This is a genomic window from Aquamicrobium sp. NLF2-7, from assembly GCF_022359935.1.
GTDB lineage: Bacteria > Pseudomonadota > Alphaproteobacteria > Rhizobiales > Rhizobiaceae > Mesorhizobium > Mesorhizobium lusatiense.
The window spans coordinates 934938-958574 of the sequence record NZ_JAKSED010000001.1; the positions used below are offsets into that span (position 1 = coordinate 934938).

24 protein-coding genes and 1 riboswitch are annotated in these 23637 nt (G+C 65.8%); of the genes, 15 read left to right on the plus strand and 9 right to left on the minus strand.

Features of this window, described 5'->3' with window-relative positions:
* Positions 1-8: 8 nt before the first annotated feature.
* The 7 genes from MIC97_RS04600 to MIC97_RS04630 all read right to left on the minus strand — a co-directional run bounded on the left by MIC97_RS04600 (position 9) and on the right by MIC97_RS04630 (position 5829).
* Complete coding sequence (locus MIC97_RS04600; protein WP_239799042.1) at positions 9-494, minus strand: NADH-ubiquinone dehydrogenase; 486 nt, start codon at positions 492-494, stop codon at positions 9-11.
* Positions 495-655: 161 nt separating this feature from the next.
* The gene (gene nuoF, locus MIC97_RS04605; RefSeq protein ID WP_239799043.1) at positions 656-1960 is read right to left on the minus strand and encodes an NADH-quinone oxidoreductase subunit NuoF; all 1305 of its coding nucleotides are present in this window, start codon (positions 1958-1960) and stop codon (positions 656-658) included.
* Between the two features lie 10 nt (positions 1961-1970).
* Entirely contained in the window at positions 1971-3092 is a 1122-nt protein-coding gene (locus MIC97_RS04610; RefSeq protein ID WP_239799044.1) for an NADH-quinone oxidoreductase subunit E, read from the minus strand.
* Positions 3092-4282, minus strand: a complete 1191-nt coding sequence (locus MIC97_RS04615) for an NADH-quinone oxidoreductase subunit D (RefSeq protein WP_239799045.1) — start codon at positions 4280-4282, stop codon at positions 3092-3094. Before MIC97_RS04615 ends, MIC97_RS04610 begins: the two co-directional genes overlap by 1 nt.
* Positions 4283-4885, minus strand: coding sequence for an NADH-quinone oxidoreductase subunit C (locus tag MIC97_RS04620; RefSeq protein ID WP_239799046.1), 603 nt, complete (start codon positions 4883-4885; stop codon positions 4283-4285).
* A 6-nt stretch (positions 4886-4891) separates the two neighbouring features.
* A complete protein-coding gene (locus MIC97_RS04625) occupies positions 4892-5473 on the minus strand; it encodes an NADH-quinone oxidoreductase subunit B (protein WP_239799047.1) in 582 nt (193 codons plus the stop codon).
* On the minus strand, positions 5464-5829 hold the full coding sequence (locus MIC97_RS04630) for an NADH-quinone oxidoreductase subunit A (RefSeq protein WP_183830936.1): 366 nt from the start codon (positions 5827-5829) through the stop codon (positions 5464-5466). The genes MIC97_RS04625 and MIC97_RS04630 overlap by 10 nt, the downstream gene beginning before the upstream one ends.
* Before the next feature lie 316 nt (positions 5830-6145).
* On the opposite strand from MIC97_RS04630, the gene MIC97_RS04635 reads away from it, so the two are divergent.
* From MIC97_RS04635 to MIC97_RS04670, 8 genes are all read left to right on the plus strand, one after another.
* The gene (locus MIC97_RS04635; RefSeq protein WP_239799048.1) at positions 6146-7348 is read left to right on the plus strand and encodes a winged helix-turn-helix domain-containing protein; all 1203 of its coding nucleotides are present in this window, start codon (positions 6146-6148) and stop codon (positions 7346-7348) included.
* A gap of 16 nt (positions 7349-7364) precedes the next feature.
* Positions 7365-7567, plus strand: a riboswitch (cobalamin riboswitch).
* Between the two features lie 36 nt (positions 7568-7603).
* Entirely contained in the window at positions 7604-8023 is a 420-nt protein-coding gene (locus tag MIC97_RS04640) for a DUF1636 family protein (RefSeq protein ID WP_239799049.1), read from the plus strand.
* Entirely contained in the window at positions 8020-9057 is a 1038-nt protein-coding gene (cobW, locus tag MIC97_RS04645) for a cobalamin biosynthesis protein CobW (RefSeq protein WP_239799050.1), read from the plus strand. Before MIC97_RS04640 ends, cobW begins: the two co-directional genes overlap by 4 nt.
* 34 nt (positions 9058-9091) lie before the next feature.
* On the plus strand, positions 9092-12421 hold the full coding sequence (gene cobN / locus MIC97_RS04650) for a cobaltochelatase subunit CobN (protein ID WP_239799051.1): 3330 nt from the start codon (positions 9092-9094) through the stop codon (positions 12419-12421).
* A gap of 44 nt (positions 12422-12465) precedes the next feature.
* On the plus strand, positions 12466-13905 hold the full coding sequence (gene cobG, locus MIC97_RS04655; protein WP_345773556.1) for a precorrin-3B synthase: 1440 nt from the start codon (positions 12466-12468) through the stop codon (positions 13903-13905).
* A 2-nt stretch (positions 13906-13907) separates the two neighbouring features.
* The gene (locus MIC97_RS04660) at positions 13908-14540 is read left to right on the plus strand and encodes a precorrin-8X methylmutase (RefSeq protein ID WP_239799053.1); all 633 of its coding nucleotides are present in this window, start codon (positions 13908-13910) and stop codon (positions 14538-14540) included.
* On the plus strand, positions 14537-15304 hold the full coding sequence (locus MIC97_RS04665; RefSeq protein WP_239799054.1) for a precorrin-2 C(20)-methyltransferase: 768 nt from the start codon (positions 14537-14539) through the stop codon (positions 15302-15304). Before MIC97_RS04660 ends, MIC97_RS04665 begins: the two co-directional genes overlap by 4 nt.
* Positions 15301-16062 carry a precorrin-3B C(17)-methyltransferase gene (locus tag MIC97_RS04670; RefSeq protein ID WP_239799055.1) on the plus strand — a complete coding sequence of 254 codons (762 nt, stop codon included), beginning with the start codon at positions 15301-15303 and terminating at the stop codon, positions 16060-16062. The genes MIC97_RS04665 and MIC97_RS04670 overlap by 4 nt, the downstream gene beginning before the upstream one ends.
* Here MIC97_RS04670 and MIC97_RS04675 read toward each other — a convergent pair.
* Positions 16029-16790 carry a cobalt-precorrin-6A reductase gene (locus tag MIC97_RS04675; RefSeq protein ID WP_239799056.1) on the minus strand — a complete coding sequence of 254 codons (762 nt, stop codon included), beginning with the start codon at positions 16788-16790 and terminating at the stop codon, positions 16029-16031. The two genes, MIC97_RS04670 and MIC97_RS04675, sit on opposite strands and share 34 nt — an antisense overlap.
* Between MIC97_RS04675 and cbiE the strand changes: the two genes are divergently transcribed.
* Genes cbiE through cobT form a run of 7 tightly spaced genes read left to right on the plus strand, consistent with a single transcriptional unit; the run spans position 16789 to position 23065 of the window.
* A complete protein-coding gene (gene cbiE / locus MIC97_RS04680; protein WP_239799057.1) occupies positions 16789-18015 on the plus strand; it encodes a precorrin-6y C5,15-methyltransferase (decarboxylating) subunit CbiE in 1227 nt (408 codons plus the stop codon). The genes MIC97_RS04675 and cbiE overlap by 2 nt on opposite strands.
* Positions 18012-18398 (plus strand): cobalamin biosynthesis protein, encoded by a 387-nt coding sequence (locus MIC97_RS04685; protein WP_239799058.1) that lies wholly within the window; start codon positions 18012-18014, stop codon positions 18396-18398. Before cbiE ends, MIC97_RS04685 begins: the two co-directional genes overlap by 4 nt.
* The gene (gene cobM / locus MIC97_RS04690; RefSeq protein WP_239799059.1) at positions 18395-19159 is read left to right on the plus strand and encodes a precorrin-4 C(11)-methyltransferase; all 765 of its coding nucleotides are present in this window, start codon (positions 18395-18397) and stop codon (positions 19157-19159) included. The genes MIC97_RS04685 and cobM overlap by 4 nt, the downstream gene beginning before the upstream one ends.
* Complete coding sequence (gene cobA, locus MIC97_RS04695; protein WP_239799060.1) at positions 19156-19962, plus strand: uroporphyrinogen-III C-methyltransferase; 807 nt, start codon at positions 19156-19158, stop codon at positions 19960-19962. Before cobM ends, cobA begins: the two co-directional genes overlap by 4 nt.
* Positions 19959-21278, plus strand: coding sequence for a cobyrinate a,c-diamide synthase (locus MIC97_RS04700; protein WP_239799061.1), 1320 nt, complete (start codon positions 19959-19961; stop codon positions 21276-21278). The genes cobA and MIC97_RS04700 overlap by 4 nt, the downstream gene beginning before the upstream one ends.
* The gene (cobS, locus tag MIC97_RS04705) at positions 21275-22030 is read left to right on the plus strand and encodes an adenosylcobinamide-GDP ribazoletransferase (RefSeq protein WP_239799062.1); all 756 of its coding nucleotides are present in this window, start codon (positions 21275-21277) and stop codon (positions 22028-22030) included. Before MIC97_RS04700 ends, cobS begins: the two co-directional genes overlap by 4 nt.
* Before the next feature lie 24 nt (positions 22031-22054).
* Positions 22055-23065: a nicotinate-nucleotide--dimethylbenzimidazole phosphoribosyltransferase gene (gene cobT / locus MIC97_RS04710; protein ID WP_239799063.1), complete on the plus strand. Its 1011-nt coding sequence runs from the start codon at positions 22055-22057 to the stop codon at positions 23063-23065.
* A gap of 3 nt (positions 23066-23068) precedes the next feature.
* Here the strand turns inward: cobT and MIC97_RS04715 are convergent, their stop codons facing one another.
* A complete protein-coding gene (locus MIC97_RS04715; RefSeq protein WP_239799064.1) occupies positions 23069-23611 on the minus strand; it encodes a DUF2478 domain-containing protein in 543 nt (180 codons plus the stop codon).
* Positions 23612-23637: the final 26 nt, after the last annotated feature.

A 23637-nucleotide genomic window follows, 5' to 3' on the forward strand; every position in this document is an offset into this window, starting at 1 on the left:
GCCTTGATTTACTTTACCCGTTGCCCGTCTTGCAGCGCCGCTGCCTGCCCGACCCAGTCGTCGCGCCGGATGCGGCCGCGAAAACCGAGCGTGTCGTCCATCCACGCGATCTCGGCATCCGTCCATTCCGCAATCTGACGGTAAGTCCAGATGCCATAGCCATTGAGGACCATCTCAAGCTTGGGTCCGACACCTGCGATCGCTTTCAGATCATCAGGGGTGGACGGCTTGTCCAGCACCTGCGGCTGATGCGTCTTTGCCGGTTCAGCAGGGACCTTCGCCGGACGCGGTGCAGCTTTGCCCGCAGCCGCCCTGCCATCGTCGTGCCCGGAAGCATCCTCGAAGGACTGGAACAGCTTCTGGGAAACCTCGCTCGCACCATTGAACGCGCCAAGCCAGATCCCGAAAGCCTGACTGGCCAGACCCAGCCCAAGCGCCGACGCAGCCGCCATTCCGGCCGCCGGATGGACGAGCAGATTCACGGCGCTGGTCATATCGCTCGGTATCATCTGTGGTGCGTTGTTCTGCATTGCCTCGAAGCTTTTCAAATCGGTCTGCACCGGCAGGGTTTCAGGCCTGTGCCTGCTCCTGCCGTCTGGCTGCGTTCCGGTTTCCTTTCCGTTCCTGCCTTGTCGTCTTTCAGCGCGGCAGTCGCTTATTCCGCCGCGACCAGAACCGGCTCGACCCGGTGGGAGTTGCGGGTGAATTCGTCGATACGCCGCTCGATTTCCGGGCGGAAATTGCGGATCAGGCCCTGCACCGGCCATGCCGCCGCATCGCCCAGCGCACAGATGGTATGACCCTCGATCTGCTTGGTGACGTCAAGCAGCATGTCGATCTCGCTCTTCTGCGCCTCGCCGCGCACCAGCCGCTCCATCACCCGCCACATCCAGCCCGTGCCCTCGCGGCATGGCGTGCACTGGCCGCAGCTCTCGTGCTTGAAGAAGTAGGAAAGCCGCGCGATCGCCTTCACGATATCGGTCGACTTATCCATGATGATCATGGCCGCCGTGCCGAAGGAGGACTTGCGCTCGCGCAGGCCATCGAAATCCATCGGGCAGTCGATGATATCCTCGGCCTTGACCACCGGGCACGATGCGCCGCCGGGAATGACCGCCAGCAGATTGTCCCAGCCGCCGCGAATGCCGCCGCCATGTTTCTCCACCAGTTCGCGGAAGGTGGTGCCCATCTCTTCCTCGACCGTGCAGGGCGTGTTGACGTGGCCGACCAGCATGAACAGCTTGGTGCCAACATTGTTCGGACGCCCGAAGGACGAGAACCACGCAGCACCCCGGCGCAGAATGGTCGGTGCAACGGCGATGGATTCCACGTTGTTGACCGTCGTCGGACAGCCATAGAGGCCCATATTCGCCGGGAACGGCGGCTTCAGGCGCGGCTGGCCCTTCTTGCCTTCAAGGCTTTCGAGCAACGCTGTTTCCTCGCCGCAGATATAGGCGCCTGCGCCATGGTGAACGTAGATGTCGAAATCGTAGCCGTTCTTGTTGTTCCTGCCGATGAGCTTAGCATCATAGGCCTCGTCGATGGCGCGCTGCAGCGCTTCACGCTCGCGCATGAACTCGCCGCGCACATAGATGTAGGCGGCCACCGCGCCCATGGCAAAACCAGCCAGCAGGCAGCCCTCGACCAGCGTGTGCGGATCGTGACGCAGAATGTCGCGGTCCTTGCAGGTGCCGGGCTCGGATTCGTCGGCATTGACAACGAGATAGCTCGGACGGCCATCGCTGACCTTGGGCATGAACGACCATTTCATGCCTGTCGGGAAGCCCGCGCCGCCACGGCCGCGCAGTCCCGACGCCTTCATCTCGTTGATGATCCAGTCGCGGCCCTTTTCGATGATGCCCTTGGTGCCATCCCAGCAACCGCGCGACATCGCGCCCGCCAGCGATCTGTCGAAGCGACCGTAGATATTGGTAAAGATGCGATCCTTGTCCTGAAGCATCGTTCTTCCCTCAAACCGGCTTCTTGCCGAAGACGCGGACATATTCGTCCACGCCACCCTTGGCGAGCGCCTTGGCCTGCTTGACCCAGTCCTCGCGCTCAATACGGCCATGGAAGTTCAGATAGCCGTCAACCCATTCGCGCTCGGCCTTCTTCCACGCCGCGACCTGCGCGAAAGTGAAAATGCCAAGCTCATGCAGTACCTGCTCGTTCTTCGGTCCGACGCCGGAGATGAGTTTCAGATCGTCAACCGCCGCAGGGCGGGCGATGCCGGCGGGCCGGTTCTTGTCGTCCAGCGATGGTTTTGCCGGCTTTGCAGATACGTTTCCAGCAGGTGCGGCAACGCTTGCAGCCTTTTCGCCCGCAGGTGATGCCTTGACTTCCGCCGGCGTCTTCAGATCCGGGCTGGTCTCGGGCGCATCGGTCTTCGGCCGGGCGGCATTGGAGGGCGGAACCTCTGCGGACGCGGCAGCTCCGGCAGCAGCCTTCGCCTCGCGATCGCGGGTCGATTTCAGAATCGCTTTCTCATCGGTCAGGGCCGTGAAACCACCAGCCGGCGCGGAGAAATAACGGTCGGTCTGCGGCCCTGTTGGCACGGAATCGCCCCTGCCCGCCTCGAACTCATCGATGATCTCGGCCAGACGCTCCGGCGTCAGATCCTCGTAGGAATCCTTGAAGATCATGACCATGGGCGCGTTCACGCAGGCGCCCTGGCACTCAACCTCTTCCCATGACAGCGTGCCGTCGGCATTGGGATGTAACTGCTCGTGATGAATCTTCGAGCGGCACACATCCATCAGCTCGCCCGCGCCGCGCAGCATGCAGGGCGTGGTGCCGCACACCTGAATATGGGCGCGCGTTCCGATCGGCTTGAGCTGGAACTGGGTGTAGAAAGTGGCGACCTCAAGCCCGCGAATATAGGGCATGCCCAGCATATCGCAGATATTTTCGATCGCGGCCTTCGTCACCCAGCCATCCTGCTCCTGTGCGAGCATGAGCAGCGGGATGATGGCCGACTGCTGCCGGCCTTCCGGGTACTTTGCGATCCATTTCTGCGCGGCCGCAGCAAACTCCTCGTTGAAGGAGAATGCCGCTGGCTGGACGCTGGCTTCTGCGAGACGGCGGACACTCATTAGCGGTCGACCTCACCAAACACGATGTCGAGGGAGCCGAGGATGGCTGCAACGTCGGCGAGCATGTAGCCCTTGCACAGGAAATCCATGGCTTGCAGATGGGCAAAGCCCGGCGCGCGCAGCTTGCAGCGATACGGCTTGTTCGTGCCGTTCGACACCAGATAGACGCCGAACTCACCCTTGGGCGCCTCGACGGCGGCGTAAACCTCGCCGGCCGGAACCTTGTAGCCTTCGGTGTAGAGCTTGAAGTGATGGATGAGCGCTTCCATCGAGCGCTTCATCTCACCGCGCTTGGGCGGAACCACCTTGCCATCCAGATTGGAGACGGGACCCGTGCTCTCCTTGCCCAGCAGCAGGTCGACGCACTGGCGCATGATCCGCGCCGACTGGCGCATCTCTTCCATGCGGATGAGATAGCGGTCGAAATTATCGCCGTTCTTGCCGATCGGAATGTCGAATTCCATCTCGGAATAGCACTCGTAAGGCTGCGACTTGCGCAGATCCCATGCCGCACCCGAACCGCGAACCATGACGCCGGAGAAACCCCAGGCCCATGCATCCTCAAGCGACACCACGCCGATGTCGACGTTACGCTGCTTGAAGATCCGGTTGGGCGTCAAAAGCGCATCCAGATTGTCGATGGTTTTCAGGAACGGATCGATCCAGTTGCCGATATCCTCGATCAGCTTCTGCGGCAGGTCCTGATGCACACCACCCGGCCGAAAATAAGCCGCATGCATGCGCGAGCCGGAGGCCCGCTCGTAGAACACCATCAGCTTCTCGCGCTCGGCGAAGCCCCACAGCGGAGGGGTGAGCGCGCCAACGTCCATGGCCTGCGTCGTCACATTGAGGATGTGCGACATGATGCGGCCGATTTCGGAGTAGAGCACGCGGATCAGTTGGCCACGCCTCGGCACTTCGATGCCCAAAAGACGCTCCGCGGCCAGCGCGAAGGCGTGCTCCTGATTCATCGGGGCGCAGTAGTCGAGGCGGTCGAGATAGGGCACGGCCTGCAGATAGGTCTTGTGCTCCATCAGCTTCTCGGTGCCGCGATGCAAAAGCCCGATATGCGGATCGACGCGATCGACCACCTCGCCATCCAGCTCCAGAACGAGGCGCAGAACGCCGTGCGCCGCCGGATGCTGAGGGCCGAAGTTGATGTTGAAATTGCGGACGGAGGTTTCAGCCATTTACTGCTTCACCTTTTCATCGCCGGGCAGCACATAGTCGGTGCCTTCCCAGGGCGAGAGGAAGTCGAAATTGCGGAACTCCTGCTTCAGCTCCACCGGCTCGTAAACGACGCGCTTGGCCTCGTCGTCATAGCGAACCTCGACAAAGCCGGTCAGCGGGAAGTCCTTGCGCAGCGGATGTCCCTCGAAACCGTAATCGGTGAGGATGCGGCGCAGATCCGGATGACCGGAGAACAGCACGCCATAAAGATCGTAGGTTTCGCGCTCATACCAGTCTGCGCCCGGCCACACCTCGGTGACGGAAGGCACGATGGTCTCTTCGTTCGCGTGAACCTTGACGCGGATGCGCAGATTCCGACGCGGCGACAACAGATGATAATTCACATCGAAGCGGTTGGCGCGCGCCGGGTAATCCGCACCCGACACGTCGATGATCGACACGAAGCTGCAGGATTCGTCATCGCGCAGGAAGCGCGAAATCTTCACGATGTCTGCCGGCGCGACGGTGATCGTCAGCTCGCCATAGGCAAGCTCGCTGTGCAGGACCTCGACACCAGCCCTCGATGCGATGTGGGCGGCAAGCTCTGTGAGTGCTTCACTCATATTTCATCACCGCTCGATCGTACCCGTGCGCCGGATCTTCTTCTGCAGGAGAAGAATACCGTAGAGCAGCGCCTCGGCTGTGGGCGGGCAGCCCGGTATGTAGATATCGACCGGCACGATGCGGTCGCAGCCGCGAACCACCGAATAGGAATAGTGATAGTAGCCGCCGCCATTGGCGCAGGAGCCCATGGAGATCACATAGCGCGGCTCCGGCATCTGGTCGTAGACCTTGCGCAGCGCCGGGGCCATCTTGTTGGTGAGCGTGCCGGCCACGATCATGATGTCGGACTGGCGCGGCGAAGCGCGCGGCGCGACGCCGAAGCGTTCACTGTCGTAATGCGGCATGGCGGTGTGGATCATCTCCACCGCACAGCAGGCCAGACCGAAGGTCATGTACATCAGCGAGCCGGTGCGCGCCCATGTGATGAGAGCCTCGGTCGAAGTGACCAGAAAGCCCTTGTCGGCCAGCTCGTCGTTGATGCCGATGAAGAAAGGATCATCCGAACCGACCGGCTTTCCGGTACGCGGATCGAGGATACCCTTAGGCTGCGGCGCGACGAGCGTGCCGGAATTGCTGATCAATCCCATTCCAGCGCCCCTTTCTTCCACTCATATATGAAGCCGATGGTGAGAACGCCAAGGAACACCATCATCGACCAGAAACCGAGCATGCCGATATCGCCGAACGAAACCGCCCACGGGAACAGGAACGCCACCTCCAGATCGAAGATGATGAACAGGATCGACACCAGATAGAAGCGGATGTCGAACTTCATGCGGGCATCGTCGAACGAGTTGAAACCGCACTCGTAGGCCGACAGCTTTTCAGGATCGGGGTCGCGATAGGCCACCAGGAAGGGAGCCACGATCAGCGCCAGTGCGATCACCAGTGCCACGCCGATAAAGATGACGATCGGCAGATACGAACTTAGCAACTCGTTCATGCTGCAACTTTCCGTTGGCGGCGGATCCGCCTGAGACTAGCGCAGCCGGCCCTGTTACGGAAGCGTGACAGATTTGCCCTGGAACCTCTTCGGCCCCATGCTGCAACGCGGCGAGGGTTAGCGCAGGCGGATGGCCGAAGCAAGTCAAACCTTGTTCAAAACGCTGCACTGCACACTATCTGCGACAAAACTGATCATCTTTGATTTCCTTCACTTTTTACTCCACTTTTAGTCCTGACAGTATTCCCGGGGTTTAGCTGGTAGCGTGCAGGAATCGGGCTGCCGTAAACCATGACTCCAGATAGGCTTGGATCATATGAAGGAAACCATTTCCCCTGCCCTTGCACGACGCATTGCGCTGGCCGCGCAGGGCTTCGGCGCGCCTCGCGCAAAAAGTGCACCCGACCGCCGACACGTCTCCCGTGTCGTTTCCCGCACCGCACTTTTCCAGATCGACTCGGTCAGCGCCGTGGTGCGGGCGCACTACATGCCGCTCTATTCGCGGCTTGGCCCCTACCCGCTTTCGCTGCTCGACGACGCGGCCCGTCCGGGAGCGAAGCGCCAGCTTTTCGAATACTGGGCGCATGAGGCCTCGCTGCTGCCGCTGGAGACCTATCCGCTGCTGCGATGGCGCATGGAAAGGGCGGAGCGCGGCGAGGAGATGTATCGCGGACTGGCCAGGTTCGGCCGCGAGCGCGTGGATTTCATCGCGGAGATATTTCGCGAAGTTGAAACACGCGGCCCACTCGCCGCCTCCGACATGGACGGCGACAAGGGCTCCGGCGGCTGGTGGGGCTGGAGCGAAGCAAAGATGGCCTTTGAGTGGCTGTTCTGGGCGGGAAGAATCACCACCGCCCACAGGCGCGGGTTCGAGCGGGTCTACGATCTGCCAGAACGCGTTCTGCCCCGGGCAGTCCTCGACCTGCCGGTTCCCTCTCCGGCGGATGCCCAGCGCGAATTGCTGCGCATTTCCGCGCGCGCCCATGGCATCGCCACCGCCACCTGCCTGCGCGATTACTTTCGACTTGCCGCGACCGAGACCGCACCGCTCATCGCTGATCTTGTCGAGGAAGGGGAATTGATTCCCGTCACCGTCAAAGGATGGAGCAGGCAAGCCTATCTGCACCGCGACGCGCGTCTGCCACGCAGGATCGAGGCCCGCACCCTGCTCGCCCCCTTCGACCCGCTGGTGTTCGAACGCGACCGCACCGAAAGCCTGTTCGGCTTCCGCTACCGGATCGAGATCTACACGCCGGCCGAAAAGCGGCAATATGGCTATTATGTCCTGCCCTTTTTGCTGGGCGACAGGATTGTCGCACGTGTCGATCTGAAAGCGGACCGACCCGCCGGCATTCTGCGCGTCCATGCCGCCTATGCCGAACCCGACGCACCGCCCGAAACCGCAGCCGCACTTTGCGAAGAGCTGGGCCAGATGCGCCAGTGGCTGCAACTCGATCGCATGGAAATCACCCCGGCCGGCAGCCTCGGACCTGCGCTGGCCGCCATCGCCGCGCGTTGACAGTGCGACCCGCCCAAGCCTAAATCCCCGCGACGGTCTCCTCTTTCAAAGAAGGGGAGCTAAGAGGGAACGCGGTGGGGGATTTTTCCCGACTCCGCGGCTGTGCCCGCAACTGTAAGCGACGAGCCCTTGCCGGCAGCCACTGGGTTATCCCCGGGAAGGCGGCATCAGGGCGATGACCCGCAAGCCAGGAGACCTGCCGTCTGAACGAGAAAAGCCGCAAGCCTGGCGGGTGTCCCGGGCAAGGAGCGTATTTTGGACCGCAATCCCGCCGCCTGCGAAACCGGCCAGTCCGGCAACCGGACCAGCGACACCACGATCATCGTCTGCATTTCCTGTCGCGACGCCAGCGGCTCGGATGCGCATCCGCGCGCCGGTGAGAAGCTCGCCGAGGACACGCGCCGCGCCGCCGCCGGCCAGCCGGTCGCGGTGCGCACGGTGGAATGCCTCGGCAACTGCAAGCGCCGCCTCAGCGCCTCCATCCTGCATGACGGCGCATGGAGCTACGTCTTCGGCGATCTCGCAGAAGACAGCGGCGCCGATCTGGTGACCGGCGCCTGCCAGCTGGCCAGCGCCGGGGACGGAAAAATTCCGTGGCGCGGCCGCCCCGATTCGCTCAAGCGCGGCCTTGTCGCGCGCATTCCTCCCCTCACCCTTCTGAAGGACCAATCATGACCGCAAACGCCACCCGCGTGCCCTGCACCGTCGTCACCGGCTTCCTCGGCGCCGGCAAGACCACGCTGATCCGCAACCTGCTCGAACAATCCGCAGGCAAGCGCCTCGCCCTCATCGTCAACGAATTCGGCGATGTCGGCGTCGATGGCGAAATCCTGAAAGGCTGCGGCATCGACACCTGCCCCGAGGAAAACATCGTCGAACTGGCAAATGGCTGTATCTGCTGCACCGTTGCCGACGATTTCGTGCCGGCGCTCGACCAGATCCTGTCGCGCACGCCTAAGGTCGACCACATCCTGATCGAGACTTCCGGCCTCGCTTTGCCGAAGCCGCTGGTGCAGGCCTTCCAGTGGCCGACGGTGAAAAGCCGCGTCACCGTGGACGGCGTCATTGCCGTGGTCGATGGCCCGGCCCTTGCCGAGGGCAAGGTCGCCTCCGACATGGACGCGCTTGCCGCCCAGCGCGCGGAAGACGAGTCGCTCGACCATGACGACCCGATCGAAGAGGTCTTCGAGGATCAGGTGGCCTGCGCCGACCTCATCATCCTGTCCAAGAACGACCTGCTCGACGAAGCTGGCGCGGATCGCGCCCGCAGCATCGTCGATGCCCATATCGGGCCGGCGGTGAAGGTGGTTCCGTCCGAGCACGGCAAGGTCGATCCGTCGATCCTGCTCGGCCTCGGCCTCGCGGTCGAGGACGACATCGAAAACCGCAAATCGCATCATGACGGCGTCGGCGATCACGAGCACGACGATTTCGACACCTTTATCGTCGACATCGCTTCCGTCACCGATCCCGAGGACCTCGCCCGCCGCATCGCCGCCGCCGCGGAGCAGCAGGACGTACTGCGCGTCAAGGGTTTCGTGGAGGTGGTGGGCAAGCCGATGCGCCTGCTGGTTCAGGCTGTTGGTCCGCGCGTCAATCATTATTATGATCGCGCCTGGACGGCGCAGGACGAGCGCCGTTCGCGGCTGGTGGTGATTGGCCTGAAAGGTCTCGACCAGCCGGCCATCGAGAAGATTCTGGCGGGCTGAATACGGCAGGCGCGCCGCTCATCAGGATTGAACGATGCACATCCTGACCACCACCTCCGCCTCGCTCGATGACGTCATCGAGCCGGTCGACCTGCGCCAGACGCCGGGCGAGGTGGTGGCGCTGTCCTTTACCGACAGCGATCTGGCCGCCTTGGCCTCCGCGTGGAAAGCCGACGCGGATCGCCTGCCCTCCATGCGTCTGGCGGCCCTGCGCGATCTGCGCCACCCCATGTCAGTCGATCTGTGGGTGGACAGCGTCGCCAGCCACGCAAAGGTCATTCTGGTGCGGCTTCTGGGCGGCTATGACTGGTGGCGCTATGGCTGCGACCAGCTTTCCGCCATCGCCCGCGCCAAAGGCATCAGGCTGGCGCTGCTGCCCGGCGAATGCCGCGACGACGACGAGCGGCTGGCGCAGGCTTCCACCCTGCCCCGCGAGGAACTTTCCCTGCTGCTGGGCTATTTTCGCGAGGGCGGCCCGGCCAACATGCAGGCGCTGGTGCACCGTCTGGCAAGGCTGGCCGGCCATGAGGCCGACGCCCCGGCTCCCACGCCGGTGCCGCGAGCCGGCTACTACGAGCCCGGAACAGGCGTTGTCGAAAGGCCGCAACTCGCGCACGACAAATCTGCTTCCGTCGTGCCGATTCTCTTCTACCGTTCCATGCTGCTGGCGAACGACATCGCCCCCATCGATGCGCTGACGGTGGAACTGCGCCGCACCGGCATCGCGGCGGTGCCTGTCTTCGTCTCCAGCCTGAAAGACGCCGCCTCTCTCGGCTTCGTCGGGCAGGCAATCACGGCGCTAAAACCCTCCGCCCTCATCACCGCCACGGCCTTCGCCTCCGGAGCCGAACCGGGTGCGGAAACGCTGTTCGACCGCACCGGCATTCCGGTGTTTCAGGTGGTCGTCGCCACGACGAAGCGCGAGGCATGGGAAAGCGGCCAGCGCGGCCTTGCACCCGCCGACCTCGCCATGCACGCCGTGCTGCCCGAACTCGACGGGCGCATCATGGCCGGCGCGATCTCCTTCAAGGCGGAGGCGGAGGCGGATGCCGCACTCGGCCTGCGCGCCAACGTCAACCAGCCGGTACCCGATCGCATCGCGCAGGTGGCGCGGCGGCTTTCCGTCTTCCTGCGCCTTCGCTCCACGCCGCCGGCCGAACGGCGTATTGTCATCCTGATCCCCGACTACCCAAGCGCGCCCGGCCGCACCGGCTATGCGGTGGGTCTCGATGTGCCGAACAGCGTGCTCGCCATGCTGCATGACCTGAAGGACGCCGGCTATGTCGTTGACCGGATTCCCCAATCGCCGCGCACGCTTCTTGACCTGGTCGACCGTGGCGGCCACGGCATTGCGGCCGGTGATTACAGGACGCGCTTTGCCAACCTGCCCGCCGAGGCACGCGAGGCCGTAACCGGCGCATGGAACGAACCCGCCGGACCCGGCTTCACCTTCCGCGCCGTCAGTTTCGGTAACGTCACCGTCGCCCTCGCACCGGATCGCGGCCGCTCGGAAGACCGCCGGTCCGATTACCACGACCCCACCCTGCCCCCGCGCCACGAACTGGTCGCCTTCGGGCTGTGGATGCAAAAGGTGCTCGACGCCCACGCCATCGTCCATGTCGGCGCACACGGCACGCTGGAATGGCTGCCGGGCAAGACGGTGGCGCTCAGCGAAAGCTGTTTCCCCGAGATCGTCACCGGCCCGCTGCCGGTCGTCTATCCGTTCATCGTCTCCAATCCCGGCGAGGCGGCGCAGGCCAAGCGGCGCATTTCTGCCGTCACGCTCGGCCATCTGCCGCCGCCGCTCACCAGCGCCGGACTGGACGACCATCAGCAGAAGCTGGAGAGGCTGGTGGACGAATATGCGCAGGCCGACGGCCTCGACCGCCGCCGTCGCGACCGGCTGGCGAAGCTGATCGTGGAAACGGCCGCAGAGACCGGGCTTGCCGTCGAGGCCGGGGTGACAACCACCGATGCGCCCGACGAGGCGCTGCGCCGCATCGATGCCTGGCTGTGCGACCTCAAGGATTTCGCCATCAAGGACGGCTTGCACATCTATGGCCGCGCTCCGGCTGACGAAACCAATTCGCTGCGCCTGCAAAGCGCTCAAGCCGAAAAATCCGGTCTTCTCGCCGCGCTCGATGGCCGCCACGTCACCGCCGGCCCGTCCGGCGCCCCAGCGCGCGGCCGCACCGATGTGCTGCCCACCGGCCGCAACCTGTTCACCGCCGATCCGCGCACGATGCCAACGCCCACCGCCTACGATCTTGGCAAGGCCGCGGCCGGAGAGGTGGTGACGACCTATCTGCAAAGCCATGGCGACTGGCCGCGCGCGCTGGTCATCGACCTGTGGGGCTCGGCCTCGTTGCGCACCGGCGGCGAGGAAATCGCGCAGGGTCTGGCGCTGATGGGCTGCCGCCCGCAATGGGACGCCGCCACCGGCCGCGTCACCGGCATCGAGGTGCTGCCGCCGGCCGTGCTCGGACGCCCGCGCGTCGATGTCACCTGGCGCATCTCCGGTCTGTTCCGCGACATGTTCCCGACCCAGATCGCGCTGATCGACGCCGCCGCGCGCGCAGTCGCCGCCCGCGACGAGACCGACGACGAAAACCCGCTGGCAGCCCTTGCCCGCACTGAGGGCCGCATCGGGCCGCGCATCTTCGGCTCCTCGCCCGGCACATATGGGGCGGGAATCGAAAGCCTGCTTGCCAGCGGCGACTGGGAAAGCCGCGAGGAGATCGGCCGCGCCTATCTCGACAGCGCCTCGCACGCTTATGGCGGCGCCGAGGGCGAAGGCGTGGCCGCGCCCGGCGCGTTCGCGGACCGCCTTTCGGAGGCCGAGCTGCTGGTCCACACCGGCGACGATCCCGGCCGCGACATTCTCGAAGGCTCCGCCGATGTCGCATTCATCGGCGGGTTTTCGGCCGCCCTCGCAGCGCTCGGCCGCAATGCCGACGTCATCGTGCTCGACACCACCGATCCGGCAAAGCCGAAACCGCGTTCGGTATCGGAGGCGGTTTCCCGCGTTGTTCGCGCCCGCGCCATCAACCCGCGCTTCATCGCCGGCCAGATGCGCCACGGCCCGCGCGGCGCTTCCGAGTTCGCGGAAACCGTGGACCGCCTGATCGGCTTCGCTGAAACCACGCATGCGATTCCCGGCGCGCTGATCGAGGCCGTTCACGATGCCTATCTGGGCGATGAAAACGTGCGTGCCTTTCTGTTGCGCGAAAACCGCGAGGCGGCGGCGCTGATCGCCGAGCGTTTTCTCTCCGCCCGCCGGCGCGGCCTGTGGCACCCGCTGCGCAACGCGATAGACGACGACCTTGCGGCCCTCATTGCCGAGGCACGGCAGGTGGCGGCATGAACGCCTTCGCCAGACGCGGCGCGTGCCCCGCGCTCTCCACGCCCATGCAGACCGGCGACGGCCTGCTCGCCCGCCTCAACACCGTTGCTGGAGGATTATCGCCCAAGGCACTGATCGGACTCTGCGAATCGGCCCTGCGCCACGGCAACGGCATCGTCGAGGTGACGGCGCGCGGCTCGATCCAGATCCGCGGCCTCACACCGCAATCCGCGCAGGCGCTGGCCCGCGATGTCGATGCGATGGAGATCGATGTGCGCATCGGCGTGCCGGTGGAGACCGGTCCGCTGGCCGGCATCGACGCCGAAGAAATCGCCGATCCCCGTCCACTGGCAAATGAAATCCGGGCGGCCATCGAAAAAGGCAGCCTCAGCGCGCGGCTTGGCCCGAAGGTTTCCGTGGTGGTCGACGGCGGCAGCCGCGTGCCGATGGACCGCATATCGGCCGATGTGCGTCTCACCGCGTGCAGCGACATGCCAGCATGGCAGCTTGCCATCGGCGGAACTGCGGCGAGCGCCCGGCCACTCGGCTTTGTCGACGAGGCACACGCCTGCGCCGCAACCATCTTGATCCTCGAAGCCATCGCCACCTTGGGCCACGAGGCAAGGGCGCGCGATCTGGACGCGCAGCATATCGCTGAGAGAATATTCCTCTCCGGCCTGCCGGCCATCTCTCCCACAGGGAGGGAGAAAAGCGGCTTGAATGCCGGCTACGTATTTGCAGCGCCGGAGACTGGCGAAAGCGCTTTTCAAACTCCGGTCTTCTCCCTTGTGGAGGAGATGGCCGGCGGGCCAGAGAGGGGTAATTTGCAAGCCCGGCCAAAAGGCACTCCCATCGCCACGTTCCCGCTGGTGGACGGCAGATGCGCCCTCGGCATCGCCCTGCCCTTCGGCTCGATGGCGGCCGAAAACATCATCGCTCTGGCGCAAGGCGCGATTGCGCTCGGCGCAGCCGAAATCCGCCCCGCCCCATCCCGCGCGCTGCTGTTTCCCGGCATGAACCTCGACCCCTGCGAAACCCTGCGCGATGCCGCCACCTCTCTCGGCTTCATTACCGAAGCGCACGACCCGCGCCTGTCGATCGCCGCCTGTCCGGGTGCCCCGGCCTGCGCTTCCGGCCGGATCGCCACGCGCGCACTGGCCGAGCGCATCGCAGCACATGATGCGGATTTACTCGACGGCTCCTTCACGCTCCATGTTTCAGGCTGCGCCAAAGGCTGCGCCCATCCCGCCCCGGCAGGCCTCACCCTTATCGGCCATGGCCTTCATGACCATGAGCTCGATACCCATGACGGGCGCGCGGGAATCGCGCTAGACGCTACGGCCAGATCGCCGGAAGCAGCCGGCACGGTGATTGCGGACGCTCAGGCCGGGATGGAAGGAATCGCTGCGCTGGCGCGCCGGAACCGCCGATCCGGCGAAACCGTGGCCGCCTGCCTTGCCCGTCTTGGTGCTGGTGCCGTAACAAACGCCTTTGTGCAGGGATGAGAATGACCGCCTACGACTACATGCGCGACGGCAACGCCATCTATGAGCGCTCCTTCGCCATCATCCGCGCCGAGGCCGACCTGTCACGCTTTTCGCCGCCGGAAGCCGATGTCGCGATCCGCATGATCCATGCCTGCGGCGATGTCGAAGCGGCACGACATTTCATCTTCGGTCCCGGCTTCGTGGACGCGGCACGCGCCGCACTTGCAGCCGGCGCACCCATTTTCTGCGATGCCGAAATGGTGGCGCGCGGCGTCACCCGCGCGCGCCTGCCCGCCGAAAATGAAGTGATCTGCACGCTGCGCGACCCGCGCACGGCCGAAATCGCCGCATCTATCGGCAACACCCGCTCCGCCGCCGCGCTCGACCTGTGGGGCGAGCGCATGGCGGGTGCCGTGGTCGCCATCGGCAATGCCCCGACCGCCCTCTTCTATCTGCTGGAAAAACTGCGCGACGGCGCACCGAAACCCGCCGCTATCATCGGCATGCCGGTCGGCTTCGTCGGCGCAGCCGAATCCAAGGACGCGCTGGCCGAAAACTCCTGGGGCGTGCCCTTCGCCATCGTGCGTGGAAGACTGGGCGGCAGCGCCATGACCGCCGCCGCCCTCAACGCGCTGGCAAGGCCCGGCCTGTGAGCGCGCCCGTAACCACCGGCCGTCTCATCGGTGTCGGAACCGGCCCCGGCGATCCTGAATTGCTGACGCTGAAAGCGGTGCGCGCGCTGGCCGAAGCCGATGTCGTGGCACATTTCGCCAAACGCAGCTCCAACGGCAATGCGCGCGCCATAGTCGAAGGCCATATCAGGCCGGGCGCGGTGGAACTGCCGCTGCACTATCCCGTGACCGTCGAGATCGACAAGGATCATGCCGACTACAAGACGCAGATCCTCGCCTTCTACGAGGAGTCAGCGGCAAAGGTGGCTGAACAGCTTTCGGCCGGCCGCACCGTCGCCGTGCTGTCGGAGGGCGATCCGCTGTTCTACGGCTCCTACATGCATCTGCATGTGCGCCTTGCCCACCGCTTCCCCACGGAAGTCATCCCCGGCGTCACCGCCATGTCCGGCTGCTGGTCGGCAACTGGCCAGCCCATCGTGCAGGGCGACGATGTGCTGACCGTTTTGCCCGGCACCATGGGCGAAGCCGAACTTGCACGCCGCCTTGCCGATACCGACGCCGCCGTCATCATGAAGGTGGGCCGCAACCTACCCAAGATCAGGCGCGCGCTGGCCGCCTCGAACCGGCTCGAAAAAGCGATCTATGTCGAGCGCGGCACCATGGCCAATGGCGCGTCCATGCGCCTTGCCGAAAAGCCTGACGATGCCGCCCCCTATTTCAGCATCATCCTCGTCGCCGGCTGGGAAAACCGGCCGGGCGAACGCGCCTCGGGAGTGGTGGTATGACCGGCCGCCTTGCCATTATCGGGCTCGGCCCCGGCAATGAAGCGCAGGTGACGCCGGAGGCCAGCCGCGCCGTCGCGCAAGCCACCTTCTTCTACGGTTACAAGCCTTATGTCGACCGGCTCGACCTGCGCGCTGATCAGACCCGCATCGCCTCCGACAATCGCGAGGAACTGGCGCGGGCAAAAGAAGCGCTGGAAAAAGCTGTCGAGGGGTACAGCGTCGCCGTGGTGTCGGGTGGCGATCCCGGCGTCTTCGCCATGGCCGCAGCCGTGTGCGAGGCGATCGAAGCCGGCCCGCAGGAATGGAAGGCGCTCGACATAGACATTGTGCCCGGCATCACCGCCATGCTGGCGGTGGCGGCCCGAATCGGCGCGCCGCTTGGCCATGATTTCTGCGCCATCTCGCTGTCGGACAATCTGAAGCCATGGGAGCTGATCGAGCTGCGCCTGCTGGCGGCAGCCGGCGCTGGTTTCGTCGTCGCGCTTTACAACCCGATCAGCAAGTCTCGCCCGTGGCAGCTTGGCCGCGCCTTCGAGGCGCTGTCGGCCATCCTGCCCGGCACGGTGCCTGTCATTTTCGGCCGCGCCGCCGGCCGACCGGACGAGCGCATCGAGGTCTGCCGGCTGGCCGAGGCGAAGCCGGAAATGGCCGACATGGCGACCTGCATCATCGTCGGCTCGACCGAGACGCGCATCATCAGGCGCAGCGACAGGCCAGCACTGGTCTACACGCCCCGCGCCGCGACGAGGCCGAAATGAGCGCAGGTCATCGCGACCAGTTCCCGGACGCTGGAAACGGACGCCACCTGCGGCAGCTCCGGCCGGCGGATCATGACCACCTCGATGCCGAGGGCCCGCGCCGCCGCGATCTTGCCGTAGCTGGCCGCGCCGCCGCTGTCTTTCGAGACGAGCGCATCGATGCGGTTTTCCGTCAGCAATGCACGCTCGGCTTCTTCGGCGAACGGCCCGCGCGCCAGAATGTAGCGCACATCGGCAACCGCCAGCGGCGGCTCGACCGGCTCGACGCTGCGCACGAGGTAGAAATGCTGCGCCGCCGACGCGAAGGCACTCGCCTCCTGCCGGCCGATGCTCAGGAACACGCGGCGTGGCGCGCGCCCGAGCACCCGCACCGCATCCCCGACATTATCCGCAAAAGTCCAGCGGTCGCCCTCCCGCTGCTCCCAGCCGGGACGACGCAGGGCCAGCATCGTGACACCCGCCTCCTGCGCGGCGATGGCCGCATTGGCGGAAATCCGCGCCGCATAAGGGTGGGTGGCGTCGATCAGCAGATCGATCCGCTGTTCCGCCAGATGGCGTGCCAGCCCCTCCGGGCCACCGAAGCCACCGACGCGCACCGGCACCGGCTGGCGAACCGGGTTTTCGGTGCGCCCGGCCAGCGAGAGGGTGACGTCGAGTTCGGGCACGGCCGCGAGCTTTTCCGCCGCCTGCCGCGCTTCCGTCGTTCCGCCCAGAATGAGGATGCGCATGTCGGCTGAGGCTCCTTCCCGCCCGTGGCTCACCATCGTCGGCATTGGTGAGGACGGCATATCCGGTCTCGGCGACGAGGCCAAGCAGGCGATCGCCGCAGCCGAATTCGTGTTCGGCGGCGCCCGGCATCTGGAACTGGCCGCTGCCCTCATCGGGGGCGAAGCGCGCAAATGGCCGAAACCATTCGACGCTGCGATGAGCGCGGTGACGGCCCTTGCCGGCCGCAAGGTTTGCGTGCTGGCCTCGGGCGATCCGTTCTTTCACGGCGTCGGGACCACGCTTGCCCGTGTAATACCGCCAGAGCAGATGCGCACGATCCCCGCGCCTTCCTCCATCTCGCTCGCCGCTGCCCGCATGGGCTGGGCCTTGCAGGACGTCGAAACCGTCTCGCTGCATGGTCGCCCCATCGACCTGATCCGGCCGCTGCTGCATCCCGGCGCGCGCATCCTTGCGCTGACCTCGGACGCAGACGCTCCGGCGGCAATCGCGGCGATGCTTGCCGAACTCGGCTTCGGGCGATCGCGCATCACAGTTCTGGAGGCACTGAGCGGTCCGAACGAGCGTATCCGCAGCACCCGCATCGCATCCTTCGATCTCGAAAACATCAATCCGCTCAATGTGCTGGCGCTGGAAATTGAATCGATACCGCAGGCGCGAATCCTGGCCCTAACGCCCGGCCTTGCCGACGACCTGTTCGAGCATGACGGCCAGATCACCAAGCGCGAGGTGCGGGCGCTGACGCTTTCGGCACTCAGCCCCCGGCGCGGTGAACTGTTATGGGACATTGGCGCGGGCGCAGCCTCCGTCGCCATCGAATGGATGCTGGCGCACCCCTCGCTGCAGGCCATCGCCATCGAAGCCGACGCTGAGCGCGTCGCCCGCATCACCCGCAACGCCACCACCTTCGGCGTGCCGGGCCTGACAATCGTCCACGGCGCGGCTCCCGCAGCGCTGGCCGGTCTCGAAACGCCGGATGCCATCTTCATCGGCGGCGGTGGCTCCGATCCTGGCGTTCTCGACGCAGCCATCCAGGCCGTCCGTCCCGGCGGGCGTCTGGTCGCCAATGCCGTCACGCTCGACATGGAGGCGTTGCTGATTACCCGCCATGCGGCACTGGGCGGAACGCTCACCCGAATTTCCGTCGCGCGCGCGGCACCCGTCGGCACCATGACCGGCTGGAAACCGGCCATGCCGGTTACGCAATGGAGCTGGGAGAAACCATGATCGTTGCCGGCATAGGCTGCCGCAAGGGCGTTTCAAGCGAACAGGTTCTTGCGGCGGTGGAATCAGCACTGGAACCCTACGGGCTGTCACCTGACCTTTTGTCTGGCCTCGCCACCGCCAAGCAGAAGGCGGGCGAGAAGGCGATTATCGAAGCCGGCCACGCGCTGCGTCTGCCTGTCTTTCTGGTCGACGGTCCCGCCCTGCAGATGGTTTCGCTGCGCAGCATGACGAAGTCCACCGCCTCGATGGCCGCCACCGGCAGTCCCTCCGTGTCGGAGACGGCGGCCCTTGCCGCCACCGGTCAACGGTCGCGGCTCCTCGGCCCGCGAACCATACATGGCCCGGTCACCTGCGCCATCGCGGTAGATGGAGACACGCCATGACGGTTCATTTCATAGGTGCAGGCCCCGGTGCTGCCGACCTGATCACACTGCGCGGCGCAAAACTGCTCGCCTCCTGCCCCGTGTGCCTCTACGCGGGCTCCATCGTCTCGCCCGAGTTGCTTCAGCATTGCGGGCCGGAAACGAAGCTCATCGACACCGCCCCGATGTCTCTGGACGAGATCGAGGCCGAATATCGCGCCGCCCACGCGGCGGGGCAGGACGTGGCGCGGCTGCATTCGGGCGATCTTTCGGTGTGGAGCGCGGTGGCCGAGCAGATCCGCCGGCTGGAGCGCGCCGGCATTGCCTACACGCTCACCCCCGGCGTGCCCTCCTTCGCCGCGGCTGCTGCCACGCTCGGGCGCGAGCTCACCATTCCCGAAGTCGCGCAAAGCCTTGTGCTCACCCGCATTTCCGGCCGCGCCTCGAAGATGCCGCCCGGCGAAACGCTGGCCGCCTTCGGCCGCACCGGCTCGACGCTCGCCATCCACCTCGCCATCCACGCCATCGAGCAGGTGGTCGCGGAACTGACCCCGCACTACGGCGCTGACTGCCCGGTCGGGGTCGTCTTCCGCGCGTCATGGCCGGAGCAGCGTATCCTCAGGGCAACGCTGGCCACCATCGTTGAAGAACTCGGCAAAGATCCTATCGAGCGTTCCGCCATCATTTTCGTCGGCCGTTCGCTGGCCGCCGGGGATTTTTCCGAAAGTGCGCTTTACGATGCCGCGTATCAGCGCCGCTTTCGCGGCCGGGAGGGCGCATGAGCCTCGACACGCCGAAAGCCGCCCTTGCCAAAGCGCTGAACCGTCTCGATTTCGAGCCGCAGACTCTGGAGCCCGGTCATGTCTGGCTGGCGGGAGCCGGGCCCGGCGATCCGCGCCTGCTCACCCTCGACGTGCTGGGCGCGCTGGCGCAGGCCGATGCGCTTGTGCATGACGCGCTGGTGTCGCCCGAAATCATCGCCATCGCCGCGCAGGCCGAGAAATTTCATGTCGGCAAGCGTGGCGGACGGCTCTCCATCCCGCAGGAAGAGATCAATGCGCTGCTGGTGAGGCTGGGGCGCGAGGGGCGCAGGGTGGTGCGGCTGAAGGGCGGCCATCCTTATGTGTTCGGGCGCGGCGGCGAGGAAGCCCGCGCACTGGCGGCTGCGGGCATCCCTTACCGCGTGCTGCCGGGTATCACCTCCGCTTTCGGCGGGCTCACCTCGGCCGGCATTCCCGCCACCATGCGCGGCGTCAATGGCGCGATCATCCTCGCCACCGGTTTCGCCGCCGTCTCCGATGACCGGCCGGACTGGGCGGCCCTTGCCCGCACCGGCCAGCCCATCGTAATCTATATGGGCCTCACCCATCTGGAAGCGACGGTTGCCGACCTGATAGCGGGCGGGCTTTCACCCGATACCCCCGCCGCCTTGATCGAAAATGCCACGCTGGCGCAGGAGCGCACCATGGTCGCAACGCTGGGAACGCTGGCGGAAGCCGCCGCGCGCGAAAATGTCGTTTCGCCGGCGCTCATCGTCGTCGGCCATATCGTGGCGCTGCGCGGGAAACTGGCGGGCAGGCCATGACCGCACGCGCAATCATCGTCGGCGCGCCGCGCTCGGGCGCGGGCAAGACCAGCGTCACCATCGGCCTGCTGCGGGCGCTGGCCCGGCGCGGCCTGCGCGTGCGCGGCGCGAAGTCCGGCCCTGACTACATTGATCCCGGTTTTCACGAGGCCGCAACCGGCCTTGCCGGCGTCAATCTCGACAGTTGGGCGATGGCGCCCTCGCTGCTCAACGCCCTTGTCGGGCGCGCGGCGGAAGATGCCGACATCGTCGTTCTGGAAAGCGCCATGGGCCTGTTCGACGGCATTCCGGGCCAGCCCGGCCGCTCTGGTGCCGCTTCAGATCTGGCCGCACTTTACAGCATCCCGACGCTGCTGGTGCTCGACGTCTCCGGCCAGTCCACCACGGTAGCTGCGGTGGCCAAGGGCTTCGCCACCTACCGGCCCGATGTGCGCATCGCCGGCGTGGTGCTGAACCGGCTTGGCAGCGAGCGGCACCGCCGCCTGTGCGCAGAAGCCATCGAAGCGATCGGCCTTCCGGTTGTCGGCGCCATCGAGCGCGACCCGACCCTGACCATGCCCGAGCGCCATCTGGGACTGGTACAGGCCGGCGAGCATGACAATCTTATCGCCTTCATCGACCGCATGGCCGACATGGCCGAACGCTCCATAGACCTCGACAGGGTGATCGAACTCGCAGCACCACTCGCCCCCCAAGAGGGCGGTTTCACCTGTGCCCTGCCACCGCCCGGACAGCGCATCGCGCTGGCGCAGGATCGTGCTTTCACCTTCCTCTATCCGCATGTCGCACGGCACTGGCGCGACGCGGGCGCGGAAATCGTGACCTTCTCGCCGCTGGCCGACGAGGGACCGGCACCAGATTGCGATAGCTGCTGGCTGCCCGGCGGCTATCCCGAACTGCATGCCGGAGCGCTGGCTGCCGCGGGAAATTTCCGCAACAGGATGGCGGCCTTCGCGGCGCAGAAGCCGGTGCATGGCGAGTGCGGCGGCTACATGGTTCTGGGAGAGGCTCTGGAAGATGCCGACGGCGTCACCCACAAGATGCTCGGCCTGCTCGGCCATGCCACCAGCTTCGCAAAACGCAAGATGAACCTCGGCTACCGGCAGGCGCGTCTTCTGGCGGATTGCCCGCTCGGACGCACCGGCGACACCATTCGCGGCCATGAATTCCACTATGCGCGGGTCGTCGCTCCGGGCAGTGACGACCCGCTTACCGAACTCGCCGATGGTCAGGGCAATCCGCTTGGGTCCGCCGGCGGGCGGCGCGGCCATGTCAGCGGCTCCTTCTTCCATGCCATCGCGCGGGCGGAAAGATGAGAAAAAGGCTCGGCCCGCTCGATATCGCGCTCTGCATCGCCTTCTTCACGCGGCTGCCGCTGCCGCATCTCGATTTCCGCGACCGGACGCTCGCGGATGCCATCTGGGCAGCACCTGTCGCGGGGCTGGCGGTAGCATTCATCTCCGCAGCCGCCTACGCGTCCGGCGTCTGGCTCGGCCTGCCATCCGGCCCTGCTGCTGCCCTCACCCTCGCCGCTGCGCTGCTCGCCACCGGCTGCCTGCATGAGGATGGGTTGTCCGATATGGCCGACGGTTTCGGCGGCGGCGCGACGCGCGAGCGCAAGCTGGAAATCATGCGCGACAGCCGTATCGGCTCCTACGGCACAGCCGCTCTGATCATCTCCCTGCTTTTGCGCTGGAGCGCGCTGGCCGCTCTCGCCGGGCCAGCGCAGGTGTTCGCCGCCCTCATTGCCGCCCACTGCGCCTCGCGCGCCCTGCCCGCCGCGCTGATGCATGTTCTGCCGCCGGCGCGCGCGGATGGCCTCTCGGCCGGTGCGGGAACGGTATCGCAGGAAACAGCGCTGATCGGTGCCGTCATCGGTGCGGTCTCGCTCCTCACCCTCGGCCCCGGTGCCGCACTCGCTGCTCAGCTCCTGCTGATCGTGATGCTTGCCGGTTTTGCCGCGCTCTGCCGCCGCCAGATCGGCGGGCAGACGGGCGATACTGCCGGCGCGCTTCAGCAGTTCGGCGAAATCGCCGTGCTTCTGGTTGCCAGCGCCGTCCTTTCCTGAATCATTTTCGGAGCCCTCCGCCACATGCCTTTCAAATCGCTCGAAGAATTGCGCATTGCCTGCCTCTCCCTGCCGGCTGGCAACGAGGAAGCGCGGACCATGGCGGCACAGCGTCAGGAGGTGCTCACCAAGCCGCGCGGCAGTCTTGGCCGGTTGGAGGATATTGCCGGCTGGCTGGCCTGCTGGCAGGGGCGGCACATGCCGAAGCTCGACCGGGTGAAGGTCATCGTCTTTGCCGGCAATCATGGTGTGACCGCGCAAGGCGTTTCCGCCTATCCGGCCGAAGTGACGGTTCAGATGGTGGCGAACTTCGCCAATGGCGGCGCTGCGATCAACCAGCTTGCCCGCGTGGCGAATGCCGATCTGGAGGTCATCCCACTCGACCTAGACCGGCCGACAGGCGATTTCACGCGGGAACCCGCCATGGATGAGGCGGAATTTCTGGCCGCCGTCTCAGCCGGTTATGATGCGGTGGACGAAAACCTCGATCTGGTCTGCTTCGGCGAGATGGGCATCGGCAATACGACACCGGCCGCGGCCGCGGCCGCAGCCCTCTTCGGCGGCGATGTGCAGGGCTGGACCGGCCGCGGAACCGGCGTGGACGATGCCGGCCTCGACCGCAAGGTGGCGGCCATCGAGGCCGGACTGAAGCGCCACGGCGCGGTCATCGCGGACCCGCTGAAAGCCGCAGCAGCCCTCGGCGGTCGCGAACTCGCCGCCATCCTCGGCGCGACGCTTGCCGCCCGCCACCGCAACGTTCCGGTTCTGCTGGACGGCTTCGTGTGCACGGCCGCCGCAGCACCGCTGGCCCGCCTCCACCCACAGGGGCTTGACCACACTCTGGCCGCGCATGTGTCGGCTGAAGCCGGACACCGGCGCCTGCTCGAAGCGCTCGCACTGGCTCCCCTGCTCGATCTCGGCATGCGGCTGGGCGAAGGCTCGGGCGCGTGCCTCGCAGTCAACATCCTGCGCTCGGCGCTGGAATGCCACGCCCACATGGCAAGCTTCGCCGAGGCCGGCGTTTCGGAGAACTGAGCCTTATCGCCCTGACGCGGCCATACCCTGCCTGAGCACTGCCGGAGCTATGGATTTCCACCAGCCGTCGATCTCGGCCTGCTGCGCCCTGATCATCGTGGCGGTGGGCGCGAAGCGCTGCCATGGATAGCTGTGCTTGGGCGCGACGGAGGTGATGACCGGCTTGCCCAGAGCACCCGCAGCCTCGAAGGCGCAGAACAGCCCGCTGCCCACGGCCTCCACCTTGCCGAACTTGCTCAGCACCACCACGTCGCTGCCGGCGATCTGGTCGAGCACGCTTTCGCCTGCGGCGGTCACGCCAAGCTCGTCGAGGTGGCAGGAGGTGTGCGCCGGCGGCTCATCCAGATACATGGCAAAGCGTTCGCCGGTGACCAGGTTGCGCAGCGAACCGGCGCTGCATCGGCTTTCCACGGGGCCGTCGGACTCTTCGATAAGGCCGCAGACCGCAAGCCCGGCGGCACGCCACCGCGCCACCGCGTTCAGGAACAAGGCCTGAATGGGCGCCGTTTCGGCGCTTAGGATCGCTGCAATTGCATTCTGGGCCATGCGCACCTGCTCTGTAACAGCCGTGA

Coding starts and splice junctions, on each gene's coding strand:
- MIC97_RS04600 (WP_239799042.1), bottom strand. CDS start 494: ATGACCAGCGCCGTGAATCTGCTCGTCCATCCGGCGGCCGGAATGGCG.
- nuoF (WP_239799043.1), bottom strand. CDS start 1,960: ATGCTTCAGGACAAGGATCGCATCTTTACCAATATCTACGGTCGCTTC.
- MIC97_RS04610 (WP_239799044.1), bottom strand. CDS start 3,092: ATGAGTGTCCGCCGTCTCGCAGAAGCCAGCGTCCAGCCAGCGGCATTC.
- MIC97_RS04615 (WP_239799045.1), bottom strand. CDS start 4,282: ATGGCTGAAACCTCCGTCCGCAATTTCAACATCAACTTCGGCCCTCAG.
- MIC97_RS04620 (WP_239799046.1), bottom strand. CDS start 4,885: ATGAGTGAAGCACTCACAGAGCTTGCCGCCCACATCGCATCGAGGGCT.
- MIC97_RS04625 (WP_239799047.1), bottom strand. CDS start 5,473: ATGGGATTGATCAGCAATTCCGGCACGCTCGTCGCGCCGCAGCCTAAG.
- MIC97_RS04630 (WP_183830936.1), bottom strand. CDS start 5,829: ATGAACGAGTTGCTAAGTTCGTATCTGCCGATCGTCATCTTTATCGGC.
- MIC97_RS04635 (WP_239799048.1), top strand. CDS start 6,146: ATGAAGGAAACCATTTCCCCTGCCCTTGCACGACGCATTGCGCTGGCC.
- cobW (WP_239799050.1), top strand. CDS start 8,020: ATGACCGCAAACGCCACCCGCGTGCCCTGCACCGTCGTCACCGGCTTC.
- cobN (WP_239799051.1), top strand. CDS start 9,092: ATGCACATCCTGACCACCACCTCCGCCTCGCTCGATGACGTCATCGAG.
- cobG (WP_345773556.1), top strand. CDS start 12,466: ATGCAGACCGGCGACGGCCTGCTCGCCCGCCTCAACACCGTTGCTGGA.
- MIC97_RS04660 (WP_239799053.1), top strand. CDS start 13,908: ATGACCGCCTACGACTACATGCGCGACGGCAACGCCATCTATGAGCGC.
- MIC97_RS04670 (WP_239799055.1), top strand. CDS start 15,301: ATGACCGGCCGCCTTGCCATTATCGGGCTCGGCCCCGGCAATGAAGCG.
- cbiE (WP_239799057.1), top strand. CDS start 16,789: ATGTCGGCTGAGGCTCCTTCCCGCCCGTGGCTCACCATCGTCGGCATT.
- MIC97_RS04675 (WP_239799056.1), bottom strand. CDS start 16,790: ATGCGCATCCTCATTCTGGGCGGAACGACGGAAGCGCGGCAGGCGGCG.
- MIC97_RS04685 (WP_239799058.1), top strand. CDS start 18,012: ATGATCGTTGCCGGCATAGGCTGCCGCAAGGGCGTTTCAAGCGAACAG.
- cobM (WP_239799059.1), top strand. CDS start 18,395: ATGACGGTTCATTTCATAGGTGCAGGCCCCGGTGCTGCCGACCTGATC.
- cobA (WP_239799060.1), top strand. CDS start 19,156: ATGAGCCTCGACACGCCGAAAGCCGCCCTTGCCAAAGCGCTGAACCGT.
- MIC97_RS04700 (WP_239799061.1), top strand. CDS start 19,959: ATGACCGCACGCGCAATCATCGTCGGCGCGCCGCGCTCGGGCGCGGGC.
- cobS (WP_239799062.1), top strand. CDS start 21,275: ATGAGAAAAAGGCTCGGCCCGCTCGATATCGCGCTCTGCATCGCCTTC.
- cobT (WP_239799063.1), top strand. CDS start 22,055: ATGCCTTTCAAATCGCTCGAAGAATTGCGCATTGCCTGCCTCTCCCTG.
- MIC97_RS04715 (WP_239799064.1), bottom strand. CDS start 23,611: ATGGCCCAGAATGCAATTGCAGCGATCCTAAGCGCCGAAACGGCGCCC.